Origin of the sequence: Ruegeria sp., assembly GCF_965199275.1 — a bacterium.
Taxonomy (GTDB): domain Bacteria; phylum Pseudomonadota; class Alphaproteobacteria; order Rhodobacterales; family Rhodobacteraceae; genus Ruegeria.
Map to the genome: position 1 here is coordinate 766,757 of NZ_CBDAQX010000021.1, position 17,391 is coordinate 784,147.

Annotated in this window: 16 protein-coding genes; 15 read left to right on the forward strand and 1 reads right to left on the reverse strand. The window is 62.4% G+C overall.

The window, feature by feature from the left end:
• Genes cobN through cobJ form a run of 5 tightly spaced genes read left to right on the forward strand, consistent with a single transcriptional unit; the run spans position 1 to position 6,533 of the window.
• Positions 1–3,294, forward strand: a complete 3,294-nt coding sequence (gene cobN / locus ACOERD_RS18535; RefSeq protein ID WP_419739996.1) for a cobaltochelatase subunit CobN — start codon at positions 1–3, stop codon at positions 3,292–3,294.
• Entirely contained in the window at positions 3,291–4,430 is a 1,140-nt protein-coding gene (gene cobG, locus ACOERD_RS18540) for a precorrin-3B synthase (RefSeq protein ID WP_419739997.1), read from the forward strand. The genes cobN and cobG overlap by 4 nt, the downstream gene beginning before the upstream one ends.
• Positions 4,430–5,059: a precorrin-8X methylmutase gene (locus ACOERD_RS18545; RefSeq protein WP_419739998.1), complete on the forward strand. Its 630-nt coding sequence runs from the start codon at positions 4,430–4,432 to the stop codon at positions 5,057–5,059. The genes cobG and ACOERD_RS18545 overlap by 1 nt, the downstream gene beginning before the upstream one ends.
• The gene (locus tag ACOERD_RS18550) at positions 5,056–5,784 is read left to right on the forward strand and encodes a precorrin-2 C(20)-methyltransferase (protein WP_419739999.1); all 729 of its coding nucleotides are present in this window, start codon (positions 5,056–5,058) and stop codon (positions 5,782–5,784) included. Before ACOERD_RS18545 ends, ACOERD_RS18550 begins: the two co-directional genes overlap by 4 nt.
• A complete protein-coding gene (cobJ, locus tag ACOERD_RS18555; RefSeq protein ID WP_419740000.1) occupies positions 5,781–6,533 on the forward strand; it encodes a precorrin-3B C(17)-methyltransferase in 753 nt (250 codons plus the stop codon). Before ACOERD_RS18550 ends, cobJ begins: the two co-directional genes overlap by 4 nt.
• On the opposite strand, the gene ACOERD_RS18560 is transcribed toward cobJ, so the two are convergent.
• Positions 6,506–7,270 carry a cobalt-precorrin-6A reductase gene (locus ACOERD_RS18560; RefSeq protein ID WP_419740001.1) on the reverse strand — a complete coding sequence of 255 codons (765 nt, stop codon included), beginning with the start codon at positions 7,268–7,270 and terminating at the stop codon, positions 6,506–6,508. The two genes, cobJ and ACOERD_RS18560, sit on opposite strands and share 28 nt — an antisense overlap.
• On the opposite strand from ACOERD_RS18560, the gene cbiE reads away from it, so the two are divergent.
• From cbiE to ACOERD_RS18610, 10 genes are all read left to right on the forward strand, one after another.
• On the forward strand, positions 7,269–8,468 hold the full coding sequence (cbiE, locus tag ACOERD_RS18565; protein WP_419740002.1) for a precorrin-6y C5,15-methyltransferase (decarboxylating) subunit CbiE: 1,200 nt from the start codon (positions 7,269–7,271) through the stop codon (positions 8,466–8,468). The two genes, ACOERD_RS18560 and cbiE, sit on opposite strands and share 2 nt — an antisense overlap.
• On the forward strand, positions 8,465–8,833 hold the full coding sequence (locus ACOERD_RS18570) for a cobalamin biosynthesis protein (protein ID WP_419740003.1): 369 nt from the start codon (positions 8,465–8,467) through the stop codon (positions 8,831–8,833). The genes cbiE and ACOERD_RS18570 overlap by 4 nt, the downstream gene beginning before the upstream one ends.
• Positions 8,830–9,624, forward strand: coding sequence for a precorrin-4 C(11)-methyltransferase (gene cobM / locus ACOERD_RS18575; protein WP_419740004.1), 795 nt, complete (start codon positions 8,830–8,832; stop codon positions 9,622–9,624). The genes ACOERD_RS18570 and cobM overlap by 4 nt, the downstream gene beginning before the upstream one ends.
• Positions 9,617–10,945, forward strand: a complete 1,329-nt coding sequence (locus tag ACOERD_RS18580; protein WP_419740005.1) for a cobyrinate a,c-diamide synthase — start codon at positions 9,617–9,619, stop codon at positions 10,943–10,945. Before cobM ends, ACOERD_RS18580 begins: the two co-directional genes overlap by 8 nt.
• Entirely contained in the window at positions 10,942–11,670 is a 729-nt protein-coding gene (gene cobA, locus ACOERD_RS18585; protein WP_419740006.1) for a uroporphyrinogen-III C-methyltransferase, read from the forward strand. Before ACOERD_RS18580 ends, cobA begins: the two co-directional genes overlap by 4 nt.
• Positions 11,663–12,406 (forward strand): precorrin-6A synthase (deacetylating), encoded by a 744-nt coding sequence (gene cobF / locus ACOERD_RS18590; protein WP_419740007.1) that lies wholly within the window; start codon positions 11,663–11,665, stop codon positions 12,404–12,406. Before cobA ends, cobF begins: the two co-directional genes overlap by 8 nt.
• A 77-nt stretch (positions 12,407–12,483) precedes the next feature.
• Complete coding sequence (locus tag ACOERD_RS18595) at positions 12,484–12,942, forward strand: DUF302 domain-containing protein (protein WP_419740008.1); 459 nt, start codon at positions 12,484–12,486, stop codon at positions 12,940–12,942.
• 81 nt (positions 12,943–13,023) lie between these two features.
• Positions 13,024–14,643: a thiamine pyrophosphate-binding protein gene (locus tag ACOERD_RS18600; RefSeq protein ID WP_419740009.1), complete on the forward strand. Its 1,620-nt coding sequence runs from the start codon at positions 13,024–13,026 to the stop codon at positions 14,641–14,643.
• Positions 14,630–15,814 carry a CaiB/BaiF CoA transferase family protein gene (locus ACOERD_RS18605; protein ID WP_419740010.1) on the forward strand — a complete coding sequence of 395 codons (1,185 nt, stop codon included), beginning with the start codon at positions 14,630–14,632 and terminating at the stop codon, positions 15,812–15,814. Before ACOERD_RS18600 ends, ACOERD_RS18605 begins: the two co-directional genes overlap by 14 nt.
• Before the next feature lie 179 nt (positions 15,815–15,993).
• Positions 15,994–17,364 (forward strand): tetratricopeptide repeat protein, encoded by a 1,371-nt coding sequence (locus tag ACOERD_RS18610; RefSeq protein ID WP_419740011.1) that lies wholly within the window; start codon positions 15,994–15,996, stop codon positions 17,362–17,364.
• Positions 17,365–17,391 lie beyond the last annotated feature (27 nt).

A 17,391-nucleotide genomic window follows, 5' to 3' on the forward strand; every position in this document is an offset into this window, starting at 1 on the left:
ATGCACGTCGTCTTCCGCGAAAGCCACGGGTTAGAAGAAACGGAAACCCCAACCGATCTGGGCCAGAGCCCGGCGGATTTGGTGGTGCTGTCCTTCTCGGACAGCGACCTTGGCGCTTTCGCGGCAGGCTGGCATCGCGGCGGCGGGCCGGGAGGGCGTATGCCGACCCTGCGGTTGGCCAACCTGACGGCGTTGAAACACCCTCTGTCCGTCGACACCTACGTAGAACAGACGCTGGAGGGTGCGAAGGGCATTCTGATCCGTCTTATTGGCGGCGTGCCTTACTGGGCCTACGGGCTGCAGCAAGTGCTGTCGCTGGCGCAGGCCAAGGGGATCGCGTTGGCCGTCCTACCCGCCGACGGGCGTGAGGATACGCGGCTGGATGAGTATTCAACCCTGCCCGTCTCGACCCTGCGCCGTCTGGCACATCTTTGCGACACCGGCGGTGAAGTCGCGGCACAGGCCGCCTTGGCGCAGATGGCATTGGCGGCGGGGCTCTACGCCGGCCCTGTTATGGGGGCCAAGACCCTGCCCGAATCCGGCGCGTGGTGCCCTGTGCGCGGCGTGATCCCAGTTGAGACAGCCTTTGCGGGCGACGCAAAACGTATCGTCATCACCTTCTATCGCGCCTATCTGACCTCGGCGGATACGGCCCCTGTCGCCGCCGTGATCCGCAGCTTGCGGGATCGCGGGTTTCAGGCCGTGGGCCTCTTTGCCCCCTCGCTCAAAGCACCTGCTGCCGCTGAATGGCTGCGTGACAACATCGTCGCTTTGAAACCTTCGGCGATCATCAACGCCACCTCTTTCTCGGGCAAAGGCGCATCGGGAACGTCCCCTCTCGACGCAGCAGGCGTGCCGGTATTTCAGATGGCCCTCGCCACATCCCGTCGCAAGGCTTGGGCCGAGGCGGAACGAGGCCTCTCCCCCGCCGATCTCGCCATGCATGTGGTGCTGCCCGAAGTGGACGGGCGCATTTCGGCGGGCATCGCCTCGTTCAAGGAACCTGGCAAGCGCGATCCGCATCTGGAATATTCCCGCTTTGCCCACCGGGCTGAGCAAGAACGGATCGAAGCGATAATCAACCGTGTCACCGGCTGGCTAACCCTGCATGACAAGCCAAAGGCGGATCAGGTACCCGCGCTGGTGCTGTCGACCTATCCTGGCAAAGACTGGCAAATGGCGCATGCGGTGGGCCTCGACGCGCTGGCTTCGGCCGAGGCGATGCTGACCGATCTTCAGGCCGAGGGCTACAGAACCGCGCCGGCTGAGCCGATTGCGGAAACCCTGCTGGACGCGCGCATTTCGTGGCCTCTGGAAGATTACAAGGCAGCCCTAGCTGACTTGCCCGAGCAACTGCGCGCCGATCTCCAAACCGTTTGGGGCAAGCCCGAAGACGACCCGGATTTTACTGAAGGCGCGTTCCACTTCTCCGCCCTGCGCCGAGGCAACGCGCTCGTTGCTCTACAGCCCGAACGCGGCACACCCGAACTGCGCGATGACGACTATCACGACCTGTCTCGCACCCCGCGTCACAGCTACGTCGCCTTCTATCTGTGGCTGCGCAAGGGGCTGGGCGCAGACGCTTTGATCCATATCGGCGCGCATGGCACTCTGGAATGGCTTCCGGGCAAGTCCGTTGCTCTGTCGGCGAATTGCTGGCCCGAGGCGCTGATCCGCGACTTGCCAGTGATCTACCCCTTCATCGTCAACGACCCAGGCGAGGCCGCGCAAGCCAAGCGCCGGATCGGAGCCGTAACGCTGGGCCATATCCCGCCCCCGATGAAGGAAAGCGGCACCCCGGATCGCATGGTTCGGCTGGAATCGCTGTTGGATGAGTTCTCGAATGCGGATGGCCTCGACCCGAAACGCCGCGATCGCCTGCAGGAAGATATCCGGGACGAGGCGCAGGCGATAGGGCTGGAGAGCGATCTGGGCCTCAATCAGGCCACCTGCACTGCCGCGGCGATTACCCGCATCGACCGCTTTGTCTGTGACATCAAGGAAAGCCAGTTTGGCGACGGGCTGCATATCTATGGCCGTGCGCCTGAGGTTTCCGGTACTTTCGACCCTGCGCCCTCGGCCCATGCGGAACGAAACGCTCTGATCGACGCGCTGGCCGGGAAACGGATCGAGGCCGGGCCGTCCGGTTCCCCCTATCGCGGCCGCTCGGACGTTCTGCCGACCGGGCGGAACCTCTATACCACCGACCCCCGCTCGGTTCCGACGCGGGCGGCCTACACCCAAGGCGTCAAACTGGCCGAGGAATTGGTGCGGCGTCACCTTCAGGAAGAAGGCGACTATCCCAAGGGGCTGATCGTCGATCTGTGGGGCTCAGCCACCATGCGAACGGCGGGCGAGGAATTCGCCATGGCGCTGCACCTGCTGGGCGTGAAACCGGTCTGGGATAAAGGATCCGAGCGAGTATCGGGGATCGAGGTGCTGCCGATCACCGACCTCAGCCGCCCGCGCTTGGACGTGACGCTGCGTGTGTCGGGCCTGTTCCGGGACGTCTTCCCAACTCTCTCGGCGCTTTACGGTCAGGCCATCCGCGCCTTGGCGGCGCGGGATGAGGCGACCGACTGGAACCCCTATGCCGGTCAGGCACCGTCGGCTCGCGTCTTCGGCCCCGCGCCTGGCAGCTATGGCGTCAACATGACCCAACTATCCGAGGTCTATACCGAAGAGGCTCGCGCGCAGGCAGGTGAGGCATGGCTTGAGGCCAGCTCTTTTGCGCTGGAAGGCGAGAATATCGTTCAGGACAGGGCGGGCATCACCCAACGCGTGGCGCATGCCGACAGTTTTGTTCACCTGCAGGACTTGACCGAGACAGACCTGCTTTTGGCCAATGACTACGCCACGCACGAGGCCGGTTTTGCCGCCGCCAAGAAGGCCACGGGTGGCACCGCGCAGCTGTATCATCTGGACAATACCAACCCCGCTAACCCACGCGCCCGCACCTTGCCGGAAGAGATCAGCCGCGTTGTCCACGCCCGCGCTGCCAATCCGGACTGGATCGCCGGGATGCAGCGGCATGGCTTCCGTGGCGCGGCCGAGATCGCGGCGACTTTGGATCACATGGCCTCGTTTGCGCATCTGTCGGGTTCCGTTGCGCCGCATCTGTTCGACCTCTACCACGATGCCACTCTGGGCGATAAAGATGTGGATGCCTTCCTGCAGCAGGCCAATCCGCAGGCCCATCAGGCGATGCAGGGCAGGTTCCGCGCGCTGCTGGATGCCGGTTTGTGGAACACAAGGCACAACTCGATCCGGGCGGATCTGGAGGGGCTGGGATGAGCGCGCCCGCCCCAATACCGGTCGTCCAAGGTTGGTGCCCCGGCGCGCACCGACCGATGATGTCTGGGGATGGGCTCGTGGTGCGCGTGCGCCCTCGGCTGGCGCGGCTGACCGCACTGCAAGCCCTTGGCCTGTGTGAAGTGGCCCAAAGATTCGGCAACGGCACAATCGACCTGACCAACCGTGCGAACCTACAGTTGCGTGGCGTGCAGGAAGCCGATCATCAAGCTTTGCTGTCCGAGCTGTCCTCGCTAGGGCTGCTGGACGTGGAGCCGGGTATCGAAGTCCGGCGCAACATTCTGGTCTCACCGCTCTACCAGCCGGGCGACCTGACCGCACGGCTATCGCAGGAATTGATCGACCGACTGAACGAGTTGCCTGCTCTACCGGCCAAATTCGGCTTTGCCATCGACACTGGGCCGACGCGTCTACTCACGGCGGACTCGGCCGATATCCGGGTTGAGCGTTCCGCCGATGGGCTGATCCTACGCGCAGATGGAGCACAAACCGGACGTGCAGTCTCGGAGGCCGAGGCCATTGATCAACTGATTGCTCTGGCCACATGGTTTGCCGAGGTCTTCACACCAGACACCCGCCGCATGGCCCGGGCCGTGGCGGCTTTTGGTCTGCCCGCGGAATGGCAGGGCCGCGACCCCGGACCCATCGGCGCGTCGTTGCAACCAGGCGCTTGCGATTTGGGTAACCTCTATGGCGCGGCTTTTGGGCAATTGCCCGCAAATGAGCTGCACGCGCTGATCCGCGACAGCGGCGCCTCTGCCCTACGCGTCACCCCTTGGCGACTGATCCTGCTGGAAGGCGGGGCGGCGATACCTGCACCGGGTTTTGTCACGAACGGCACCGACCCGCTTATGACCACCGACGCCTGCCCCGGCGCACCGTTCTGCCCGCAGGCGCAAGTGGAAACCCGCGATATAGCGCGCGAATTGGCCCCTCTTGTGCCCGGCACCCTTCATGTCTCGGGGTGTTCCAAAGGGTGCGCCCGGATGGACCCCTCGGATGTGACTTTAGTCGGCCAGAACGGACGATTTGATCTTGTCAAACAGGGCCGCGCGGGGGATGAGCCAATCCTGCGCGGGCTGGACCCCGAAACACTGATGACGATGGACTTCACCTGATGCCCTACACTTACGAAACCGACGGCGCGGCGATCTACAAGGAGAGCTTTGCAACCATCCGGTCCGAGGCCGATCTGGCCCGGTTTGACGCCGATGAAGAGCAGGTCGCCGTTCGGATGATCCACGCGGCTGGCATGGTCGGGCTGGAAGAGTTCGTCCATTTCTCGCCCGGTTTCGTCAGTGCCGCGCGCACCGCGCTGGAAAACGGCGCGCCGATCCTGTGTGACGCGCGCATGGTCAGCGAGGGCGTGACCCGGTTCCGCCTGCCCACCGAGAATGAGGTGATCTGTACCCTGCATGACGAGCGCGTGCGCCCTCTGGCTGCAGAAATGAGCAACACACGCTCTGCCGCAGCGCTTGAGCTGTGGCGCCCGCATCTTGAGGGCGCTGTGGTCGCTATCGGCAATGCGCCGACGGCCCTTTTTCACCTGCTGAACATGCTGGAAGACCCCGACTGCCCGCGCCCCGCCGCCATCATAGGTTGCCCTGTGGGCTTTGTCGGCGCGGTCGAATCCAAGGACGCCCTGTGGGAGGCGCAGCCGGTGCCGTCCTGCATCGTAAAAGGCCGTCTCGGCGGCAGCGCCATCACCGTCGCCGCCATCAACGCCATCGCGAGCCGCGCCGAATGAGCGCCGGCAAGATATATGGCGTTGGCCTCGGCCCCGGTGACCCCGACCTGATGAGCGTGCGGGCCGACCGCCTACTGCGCAATGCCTGCCACGTTGCGTTTTTCCGCAAGCCCGGCCGTAGCGGTCAGGCACGTAAGATCGTCAACGGTATGATCCCGGAAGGTGCGGTGGAGTTTCCGATGGAATACCCCGTCACAACCGAGATCCCTCTGAACGACCCGCGCTACAACGAGTTGTTGGCCGCGTTCTACGAGGACTGCGCGCAGCATCTGAAAGCCCTTGCTGAGAAGGGCGAAGACGTCGTGGTTCTCTGCGAGGGTGACCCGTTTTTCTACGGCTCGTTCATGCATCTTTATACCCGCCTTCGCGATATCGCCCCCGTCGAGGTTGTCCCGGCCATCACCGGCATGTCCGGCGCTTGGACAGCAACAGGAGATCCGATTACATGGGGCGACGATATTCTGACCGTTCTTGCCGCCACCCTACCCGAAGAGGTTCTGGCCGAACGCATGGCGAAGACTGACGCGGTGGTCGTGATGAAGATTGGACGCAATATCGACAAGGTGAAGCGCGCGCTCAAGACCGCTGGGATGTATGACCGCGCGTGGATCGTGGAATACGCGCAAATGCCGAACCAACGCGTCTGCAAATTGTCCGAAAATTGCGAGGGGATCACCCCCTATTTCTCGATCATCCTGGTGCACGGTCAGGGGCGACGGCCATGAGCGGATGGGTCAAGATCGCAGGTCTCGGGCCGGGCAATGAAGATTTGGTCACGCCCGAAGTCTCCGATGCTCTGGCCGATGCGACCGATGTGGTGGGCTACATCCCCTATGTCGCGCGCGTGGCTGAGCGTCCCGGCCTGACGCTGCACGCCAGTGACAACCGGGTTGAGATCGATCGTTCGCAACACGCGCTACAGATGGCGGCTGACGGGAAACGCGTGGTTGTTGTGTCCTCAGGCGATCCGGGTGTCTTTGCGATGGCCTCTGCAGTGTTCGAGGCGCTGGAGAACGGTTCAGAAGAATGGCGCAACATTCCGATTGATGTGCTGCCGGGGATCACTGCGATGCTGGCCGCGTCTGCCCGCGCCGGTGCGCCTATGGGGCATGATTTCTGCGCCATCAACCTTAGCGACAATCTCAAACCCTGGTCGCTGATCGAAAAGCGGCTACGTCTGGCGGCGCAGGCGGATTTCTCGATGGCCTTTTACAATCCGCGCTCGAAGTCGCGGCCGGAAGGCTTTGTAAAGACATTGGAAATCCTACGTGAAGAATGTGAGCCCGAACGTCTGATCCTTTTCGCGCGCGCCGTGTCGCGCGAGGACGAAGCGATCCGGATCTCCACTCTGGCCGAGGCCACGCCCGAGATGGCGGATATGCAGACGGTGGTCATTGTCGGATCATCGCGCACCCGCGTGATCAAACGCGACGGCGCGCCGATCGTCTACACCCCGAGGTTCACCCCGGAATGAGCCAGCCAGTCCAGAACCTGTGCAATCGTCGACAGCTCGGTCCGCTCTGGCAGGACCGGACGGTCGATCATCAGCACTGGCAGGCCCAACGCCCGCGCCGCGTCCAGCTTGGCTCGCGCGCCCGTGCCGCCTGCGTTCTTGGACACAACCAACTGCGTCCCGTGCCTTTGCATCAGCGCGCGGTCATCAGCCTCGGCAAACGGGCCGCGGGCGACAACGACATCGGCACTCGGCAAGGGCAGCTCATCGGGCGCATCGACCAGGCGCAGCAGATAGTGATGCTGGGGCTGGGCAGAGAACTCCTCAAGGTGCATCCGACCAACGGCAAGGAACACGCGCTGCGCCTCGACGTTCAGCGCGTCAACTGCGACGGGGATATCGGGAACGTGTCGCCAGTCATCACCGGGCTGCGCGCGCCAAGCGGGTCGCGTCAGCGCGGCCAATGGCGTTTGCGCTGCACGGCAGGACTCAATCGCATTTCGGCTCATCTGCGAGGCGAAAGGATGCGTCGCGTCGATCACATGGCTGATCCCGTTGTCGCGGATGTAAGCAACCAGACCCTGCACGCCGCCGAACCCGCCGACCCGAACCGGCAAGGGTTGCGGGCGCGGGTTCTCGACCCGTCCCGCGTAGGAATAGGTCGCCGCAAGCCCATGTTCGGAAACGGCTTTGGCCAAAGCGTTCGCCTCGGTCGTGCCGCCCAGAATAAGCACATTGGGGATCAGGAGGTTGGTCATGTCTGATACTCCGTGGCTAACCGTTCTGGGCCTAGGTGAAGGTGGGCTTGATGGCCTGTCGCCCGCAAACCGTCAAGTGCTGGATCGTGCCGAGGTCATCATGGGCCCGCCTCGCCACCTGTCACTGGTGCCCGAAACAGGGGCTGAGCGGATCGAATGGCCGGTACCTTTCTCAGACGGTCTGCCGATTCTGACCGGGCTTCAGGGCCGTGCGACCGTGGTTCTGGCCTCGGGCGATCCGTTCTGGTTCGGGGCGGGTTCGGTGATTGCACGCAACTTCGACGCTGCCGAGTGGACCGCCCGACCAGGCCAATCGACCTTTTCGCTGGCCGCCGCGCGTTTGGGGTGGCCGCTGGAGGGCACCCAGACCTTTGGCCTGCACGCCGCTCCTCTGACGCGTTTGCGACCGCACCTGTCTCCGGGGCTGCGGGCGATCATCCTGCTGCGCAATGGCGCAGCCGTTGCGGAACTTGCGACCTATCTGACTGAGACCGGGTTCGCCGATACCCAGTTGCACGTGATGGAGGCATTAGGCGGCCCGCGTGAACGCGCGCGCTCGGTCTCGTTGACCGAAGCGCTTCTGGGCACGTTCGATCACCCGGTCTGCGTCGGGCTGGAGGTTGCGGGCGAAGGGCGCGTTTTCCCCAAGGCATCCGGCAAACCCGACGATATTTTCGAGACCGACGGCCAGATCACCAAACGCCCCATCCGCGCGCTAACCCTGTCGGCGTTGGCCCCGCAACGCGGCGAGCATCTGTGGGATATTGGCGGCGGCACGGGCTCGATCAGCATTGAATGGCTGATGTGTGATCCGACCTTGACGGCCACAACCATCGAACCCCGCGTAGATCGCGCCGAACGCATCCGGCGCAATGCCGATGCGTTGGGGCAAGATCGGTTGAATGTCGTTCACGGTACGGCGCCGGATGCGCTGTCAGGTCTGCCTCTGCCCGATGTAGTGTTCATTGGAGGCGGTCTCAGCGCCGATCTCTTGGCGTGGCTGCGCGATGCCCTTCCATCAGGCGCCCGCTTGGTCGCCAACGCCGTTACTTTGGAAAGCGAAGCGCTGCTGGCCCGCTGGCACGAAGAATTGGGCGGAGATCTTTTGCGGATTGAGCTTGCGCACTCGGCACCGCTCGGCCCTCGGCGCGGATGGAAATCGGCCTATCCGGTCGTGCAATGGAGTGTGACGCTATGATCGTCGCAGGCCTTGGCTTTTCATCAAGCGCAACAGTGGACAGCCTGCGCGCGGCTTATGACGCCGCTGCCGCTGATCATGACGTTCAAGCCTTGGCAACCGTTGCCGACAAAGAGGGTCACCTGGCTCTGGCCCGTTTCGCGGAAGGCCTTGCCCTGCCCGTGCATTTCGTTGCCGCAGCCAATCTGGCCGGGCAACGCACCCTGACATGCTCGAACCGCAGCCGCGCCACCTATGGCACCGGCAGCGTGGCCGAAGCATCCGCATTGGTCGCCGCCGGAACTGGCGCGCGGCTTCTTTCACCCAGACATATCTCGGACGACCGGCTGGCGACATGCGCCATTGCCATCGGAGGACACTCATGACCGTTCATTTCATTGGCGCTGGACCGGGCGCCGCCGATCTGCTGACCCTGCGTGGGCGCGATATCATCGCCTGCTGCCACGTTTGCCTCTATGCGGGATCTCTGGTGCCCGAAGAAATTCTGAGCCACTGCCCCGAAGGCGCGAAGATCATCAACACCGCGCCCATGGATCTGGATCAGATCATGGCCGAGATCGATGCGGCGCATAAGGCCGGCCAGGATGTAGTACGCCTGCATTCGGGCGATCTGTCGGTCTGGTCGGCAATGGGTGAACAAATCCGCCGACTGAAAGAGATGGGCATCCCCGTCAGCGTTACCCCGGGGGTGCCGTCCTTCGCAGCGGCTGCAGCTTCTTTGGGCACAGAGTTGACCTTGCCCGGCCTCGCGCAATCGGTGGTCCTGACGCGGACCCCAGGCCGTGCGTCCTCGATGCCCGAAGGCGAAACGCTGGAAAACTTCGCCCGCACCGGCGCGACACTGGCCATTCATTTGTCGATCGGCAATTTGGACAAAGTGATTGCCGATCTGAGCCCTGCCTATGGCGCGGACTGTCCCGTGGCGGTCGTCTACAGGGCCAGTTGGCCGGATGAGCGGATCATCCGCGCGACGCTGGCCACGCTCAAAGACGCGCTGGATGAAAGCATTTCGCGCACCGCGTTGATCATGGTCGGGCCTGCACTGGCGGGTGAAGGATTCGACGAGAGCTGCCTGTATTCGAAAGGCTACGACCGCCGCTACCGCCCACAGAGCGCGGACAGCCCGTGGTCAAGCTGGAGCCCCGAGGATGAATGACGCGATGACGACCCCTCCGGGCATTTTGATCTCCGCGCCCTCTTCAGGGACCGGCAAAACCACCGTGATGCTGGGCCTGTTGCGGGCGCTGGCCGAGGATGGCCTGATCGTGCAGCCGTTCAAGAGTGGCCCCGACTATATCGACCCGGCCTTTCACCGCGCGGCGGCGGGGCGAGCTTCGTTCAACCTTGATAGTTGGGCGATGGGCGACGGGCTGCTTGGCGCGATCTCGGATCAGGCCGAAGGGGCGGATATCGTGGTGGCCGAAGGCTCGATGGGTCTTTTCGATGGCGTCGCCAAACCCGGCGAGCTGGGCCACGGGTCCAGTGCCGAAACCGCGCAACGCATGGGCTGGCCCGTTGTATTGGTTTTGGACGTGGGCGGTCAGGCCCAATCGGCAGCGGCGACCGCGCTGGGGTTCAAGATGTACAACCCCGATCTGCCCTTTGCCGGAGTGATCCTGAACCGCTGCGCCAGCCCTCGGCATGAGCGGTTGACACGGTTGGGTATGGAACGGGCAGGCCTGCCGGTTCTGGGCGTATTGCCCCGTCGCGGAGACCTGACTCTGCCGGAACGTCATCTGGGGTTGATCCAAGCGGTTGAGCATCCCGATCTGGAAAGTGCCATTGTGGGTTATGCGGCATTCCTGCGGGAGCATGTGGACCTTGAGGCAATCAAACTAGCGGTTTCCTCAGGCCCCAAAGGGCCATCGTCAGCCGCGCTGCCGCGGCCTCCGGCGCAACGAATCGCGCTGGCCCGGGATGCAGCATTTTCGTTCACCTATCCGCATCTGTTGGAGGGATGGCGCGCGGCGGGGGCCGAGATCCTGCCGTTTTCGCCGTTGGCCAATGAAGCCCCCGCAGATGATGCCGATCTGGTTTGGTTGCCGGGTGGGTATCCGGAGCTGCACGCAGGCACTCTGGCCGCCGCGGACACGTTCCTGACCGGTTTGCGGAAACACGCAGAAACTAAGCCGGTGCATGGGGAATGCGGTGGCTACATGGCCCTTGGTGAGGTTCTGATCGACAAAGAGGGCGTGCCGCACCAGATGGCTGGATTGCTGGGGCTGCAGACCTCGTACCAGAAGCGCAAGTTCAACCTGGGGTATCGCCGGGCAGAACTGCTGTCTCCGATGCCAGGGTTTGCGCAAGGCGCATCGCTGCGCGGGCATGAGTTCCACTATTCCTCGATCATCGAACAGCCTGATGCACCGCTGGCGCGCGTGTTCGATGCCGAAGGGGATGAAGGCCCGCAGACCGGATCGCGCTGTGGCAACGTCACTGGGACCTTCTTTCACCTCATCGCCGAGGCCTCGGCATGAGCGGGTTTGTGTCATTCATCGGGTCCGGTCCGGGAGACCCGGAATTGTTGACCTTGAAGGCCGTGGACCGGATGCAGAAGGCCGACGCCGTGCTGTTCGACGATCTGAGCAGCGGACCCATTCTGAGCCACGCGCAACCGGATGCCGATCTTGTGGGCGTCGGCAAACGGGCCGGACGGCCCTCGCCGAAACAGGATCATGTCAGCCGTCTGCTGGTGGAATACGCGCAGACCGGTCAACGGGTCGTGCGGTTAAAATCCGGCGATGGCGGCATGTTCGGACGGCTTGAGGAAGAGATCGTTGCCCTGCGCGCCGCCGGGATCGACTATGAGATCATCCCTGGCATCCCCTCGGCCATCGCGGCCGCTGCCGCTGCCGGTATTCCGCTGACACGCAGGCTGACGGCCCGGCGTGTACAGTTTGTCACCGGCCACGATGTCAGCGGGCAGCTGCCCCCCGATCTTAATCTGACCGCTTTGGCGGATGCTGCGGCGACCACCGTTGTTTTCATGGGCAAACGAACCTTTCCGTTGCTAGTCGAGGCCCTGAATGCCAACGGCCTGCCGCTGGATACGCCCGCGCTGATGGCGGAATCCGTTTCCACACCGGATCAAAAGCTGCACCGTTCAACCATTGGCGCGCTGGCCGACACGCTGAAATCCGAGATCGGAACGGCCCCTGCCCTGATCCTCTATGGTCCATTGGCGGAGTTCGAGGATGTATGAGCTGTCTCTGATCGGCATCGGCACCGGCAATCCCGATCACGTGACCCTGCAAGGCGCACAGGCAATCCGCGAGGCGGATCTGATCCTGATCCCGCGCAAGGGTGAGAACAAAGCCGATCTGGCCGGGCTGCGCGAAGAAATCATCGCCAAGGTCACTGAGACCCCTCCGCAGATCGCGTATTTCGATATCCCCAAACGCCGTTCGGATGACGGATATCTGCAAGGCGTGGATGATTGGCACGATGCTATTGCTCTGCGCTGGCAAGAAGCGATGGCGGGGCATCCTGAGGCCTCGAAGATCGCGCTGTTGATCTGGGGGGATCCATCGCTTTACGACAGCTCGCTTCGCATTGCAGCGCGGCTGGACCCACAACCGCGCAAACGGGTGATTCCTGGGATTACCGCGCTACAGGCACTGACGGCAGCCCATGCCATTCCCATCAACGATATTGGCGCGCCTTATGTTGTTACCACTGGCCGTCGTATTCGCGACGAAGGCTGGCCCTCGGACGCCACCAAGGTTGCCGTGATGCTGGACGGCGAGTGTTCGTTCCAGGCTCTGGACATGGAGGCGTTCGATATCTGGTGGGGCGCTTATGTCGGCATGAAGGAAGAAATCCTGATCCACGGTCCGCTGGATGCGGTAGCCGAGACCATCTTGACCACCCGCGCGCAGGCCCGAGCCGATCATGGTTGGATCATGGACATCTACCTGCTGCAAAAGCGGTCACCCTGAAGACGCATACGAAAATGTGAATGCAGCGATGGGCGAAACCTGCTCTAGTTGGGCACCAACAACACGGAGACCCTGTGATGAGAGCAATTTGCGCTGCACTCTATTTGCTGGCCTCGCCTGCCCTTGCGGATCAGGCCCTGCCGGGATGGGCCGTTCATGACACGGGGAAATCCTATGACGCGCTGGTGGCTGACACCAAGGCCGCCGTCAAGGAACACGGGCTGATCGTGGTCACTCAGGCCGGGCCGACCAAAGCGGCGGCGGCCCGTGGGATCACCATTCCGGGCAATCGCGTGATCGGCGTGTTCAACAACGACTATGCGGTGCGGGTACTCGAAACCTCGACCGCAGCGATGATCGAGGCTCCGATTCGCCTGTATGTCACCGAAAATGACGACGGCACCGCGAGTTTGTCCTACAAAACCCCCAGCTTTGTGTTTGAGCCTTACGCGGATCAGGGCGGTCAGGCCCTTTCCGATATTGCCGCAGAACTAGACCAAAAGTTTCAATCCATCGCAGAAACAGCCGTCAAATAGTCACACTGATGTGAACCCGCTTGCCTCTTGCCGGTGTGTCAGACATTTGCTGTCACATATCTTTTTCTCGGAGCATGACTGATGCAGGACCTCTCTCCCCGCGCGGCGGATCTACTGGCTCAACGATTGTATGAGGCAGGGTGCCGCCATGCGTTCGGCATGCCGGGCGGCGAGGTTCTGACGCTGGTAGACGCCCTCGAACGGGCCGGCATCACCTTTCATTTGACCAAGCACGAGAACGCAGCCGGGTTCATGGCCGAAGCCGTCCATCACCGCGACGGCGCGCCTGCGATACTGGTTGCAACCCTTGGTCCCGGCGCGATGAACGGGATCAACGTGGTTGCCAACGCGCTGCAAGACCGGGTGCCCATGGTCGTGCTGACCGGCTGTGTCGACGCGGATGAGGCGCTGACCTACACGCATCAGGTTATGGACCACAGCCAAGTTTATCGCTCGATCACCAAAGGGACCTTTACCCTCACCGCCGAGGGCGCGGACATCATCGCAGACAAAGCGGTGTCGCTTGCCAACCAGCCCCGGCCCGGCCCGGTGCATGTCGACGTACCGATCTCGGTCGCGGATACCCGCGTCTTATCGACGAAACGCCGCCGTCTGGCCAAAGTGGCCGCAGTGGCCCCCGAAGGCGATTGCCTATCCAAAGCCCGACGCTGGGTGGCCGAGGCCGAGCGTCCGATTGCGATCATCGGGCTGGACGTCCTCTATGACGACTCTCGCAGCGTGGTTCAGGCGTTCCTGGAGCATTTCAGCATCCCCTTCGTCACGACCTACAAAGCAAAAGGCGTAGTGCCCGAAGATCATCCCTTGTGTCTGGGCGGTGCCGGGTTGTCCCCTCTGGCCGACAAACACCTTGTCCCGCTTGTGGAACAGGCCGATCTGGTTCTCTGTCTGGGCTATGACCCTATCGAAATGCGCCCCGGCTGGCGTGAGATCTGGGACCCCGAAGAAACGCGCGTCATCGACATCTCGGCCGTGGTCAATGATCACTACATGCATCAGGCCGGGCTGAACCTTGTCGCCGATACTGGCCAGACCCTCGAAGCCATCGCCAAAGGCAACCCCGCCCGCGCCACATGGCCTGCCAAAGAACCCGCGAAGGTCAAAGCCGCTTTGGCGGAAGCCTTCCCGCAGGATGACGATTGGGGCCCAGCTGGTGTGATCGCCGAGACCCGTGCTGCCCTGCCCGCGAATACTCTGGCAACGGCGGACAGCGGCGCGCACCGCATTCTCCTCAGCCAGATGTGGGAGTGTTCGGAGCCGCGCGGGCTGATCCAGTCCTCGGCCCTTTGCACCATGGGCTGCGCTGTTCCGATGGCGATCGGGCTGAAACTGGCGGAACCGAACCGTCCCGTGATCAGCTTTTCGGGCGATGCCGGTTTCCTGATGGTCGCCGGAGAGCTTTCGACCGCCGCCGAAATGGGCGGCAACCCGATCTTTCTAGTCTTTGTCGACGCCTCCCTCGCCCTGATCGAGTTGAAACAACGCCAACGACAGATGGGCAACAACGGGGTCGATTTCGATCGTCATGACTTTGCCGCCCTGGGTCGCGCGTTCGGAGGCTATGGACACACGGTCCGCAACCGCTCAGAACTGCGTGCAGCACTGGATGAGGCGGTCAAAGCCGACCGCTTCACCGTCATCGCTGCAGAGATCGAGCGTGGAGGATATGATGGCCGAATCTAATGGGCCGCTCAAAGGCGTAAAGGTTCTGGACCTGTCGCGCATTCTGGCCGGACCGACCTGCACCCAACTTCTGGGCGATCTGGGCGCAAGTGTTATCAAGATCGAAAACCCCTCGACCGGAGGGGATGATACGCGGCAATGGGGCCCTCCGTATGTTAAGGATGAAGCGGGCAACCGTTCCGACCTGAGCGCCTATTTCATGTCGGCCAATCGGAACAAGAAATCCGTCGCCATCGACATTGCAACGCCTGACGGACAAGCCGAGATCAAACGGCTGGCCTCGCATGCCGATATCCTGATCGAGAATTTCAAACCCGGCGGGCTGGCGAAATACGGGCTGGATTACAACAGCTTGTCGCAGGATCTTCCCGGCCTCGTCTATTGCTCGATTTCCGGCTACGGGCAGACGGGCCCCAACTCCAGCAAGCCCGGCTATGACCTGATGGCGCAAGGCTATGGTGGGATCATGTCCCTGACCGGCGACCCCGAAGGCGCGCCGATGAAAGTGGGCGTCGGCATCGCCGATGTGATGTGCGGCATGTACGCAACCGTCGGCATTCTGGCCGCGCTGCGCCACCGCGATCTGACCGGTGAAGGGCAACAGATCGACCTTGCCTTGGTGGATGCCCAGATCTCATGGTTGATCAATGAGGGGACAAACTACCTGACCTCGGGCCAGGTCCCTCAGCGACGCGGCAACGGACATCCGAATATAGTCCCGTATGAGGTGTATGAGACAGCAGATGGCCACGTGATTTTGGCCGTTGGAAATGACAGCCAGTTCCGCAGGTTCTGCGCATTCATCGGCCACGCCGATCTTGCCGACGACAACCGGTTTGCAACCAACCCAGCCCGGCTGGAGCACCGTGACGAATTGAACGCGATCCTGCGCCCGGCGATGAAACAGCATCCGACGACGACTGTGATTTCCGAGCTTGAGGCCCGCAAAGTGCCCGTCGGCCCGGTGCAAACGCTGGATCAGGTGTTTGACACCGATCAGGTCGCCGCGCGGCAGATGAAGATCGCCATGCAAGCCCAACCGGGAGAGGTGAATTTGATCGGCAATCCACTGAACCTGTCGCTCACGCCTGTAACATATCGGCATGCGCCGCCGGTCTTCGGGGCCGATACTGATGATATTTTAAGCGCTGAAAACCCGTTCGAAGATTGAAACACTTGCATGTTTCGGCGGCAACTTGCTGAAACATGCCCTTGAATCGGCGGTTTTTTTCACTTTTTTCACACACGCGATTTCACCAATTCGAGAGCAGGGTCGATACTGTTACGAGGCCGTCGCAGACTCTGGTAAATCGAACAGTGTCAAATACCGCAACCAGATTGGACTCAAGTATGAAACAAGACGTTTTTGGACAGATGAACACTCTGACCCACCCGGCGGCCGTCGAGGCATGGGACGGTGTTCTGCTTGGGTTCATGGCGCATGCGGCGATTACTCCTCAGCATTTGGGAAAAGTGTTGGAGCTTGAGCCCGACTTTGCTCTGGGCCACGCGGTCAAGGGCCTGTTCATGGTTCTTCTGGGCCGACGCGAGATGCTACCCGTCGCCGTCGACGCGCTGAGCGCCGCCACAGAAGCGATGAAACGTCAGCCCGTCTCTACGCGCGAGCAGCTATTTGTTGAGGCCCTGTCCCTTTATGTGGCGGACCTGCCCTCGCAGGCCGTGCAGAAATTCGAAGAGGTGCTGCGCGCCCATCCGACGGATTCGCTGGCGATGAAGCTCAGCCATGCGACCCGGTTTGTGCTTGGCGATGCAGAGGGCATGCGGCGTTCGATCGAACGCGTCATGCCCGCTTATGAGCCGGATCATGCGGGCCGTGGCTATCTGCTGGGCTGTCATTCCTTCGCACTAGAAGAGACCGGTTCCTACGAAAAGGCCGAGATTGCCGGTCGTCAGGCCCTGTGGATGGTTTCCGACGATGCCTGGGGTCTGCACGCGGTCGCCCATGTTCACGAGATGACGGGCAATGCGCAGCTGGGTCTGGATTGGCTGGCGGGGCGTGAGGATGCCTGGGCCCATTGCAACAACTTCCGCTATCACGTCTGGTGGCACAAGGCGCTGATGCATCTGGATCTGGGTCAGGTCGATCAGGTCATTGACCTCTATGACCAGCATATCCGCAAAGACAAGACCGACGATTATCGCGATATCTCGAACGCGACCTCGCTGCTGTCCCGGATGGAGCTTGAAGGCATTGATGTTGGCGACCGCTGGGAGGAACTGGCCGATCTTAGCGCCGCACGGACCGAAGATGGCTGCCTGATTTTTGCCGACCTGCACTATCTGCTGGCGCTGACCGGCGACAACCGCTCTGACGCTACGGCCAAGATGCTACAGCGCATCCAGAAAGACGCCCAGCGCAACCAAGGCGACACGCCGATCCGCATGTCTGACCCGGGCATTGCCGCTGCCAAAGGGCTTGAGGCCTTTGGGGACGGTCTCTACGGCGCGGCGTTTGATTTCCTCTCAACCGCCCGCTCCGGCATGCAGTTGGCCGGTGGCAGTCACGCCCAACGTGATGTATTCGAGCGCATCACAATTGATTCCGGCCTGCGCGCCGGGCGCCTGGATGCGGTCGAGCGTATTCTGGATGACCGCCGCGCCAAACGCGCCGGTGGTGAGGATAATTATGCACTCGCGCGCCGCGCCCTGATCAACGCAGCCCGCGACAACGGCGACGCACAAAGCGTTCCGGCTGAATAACAAAAAGACCAAGAAGGACAGAAAACG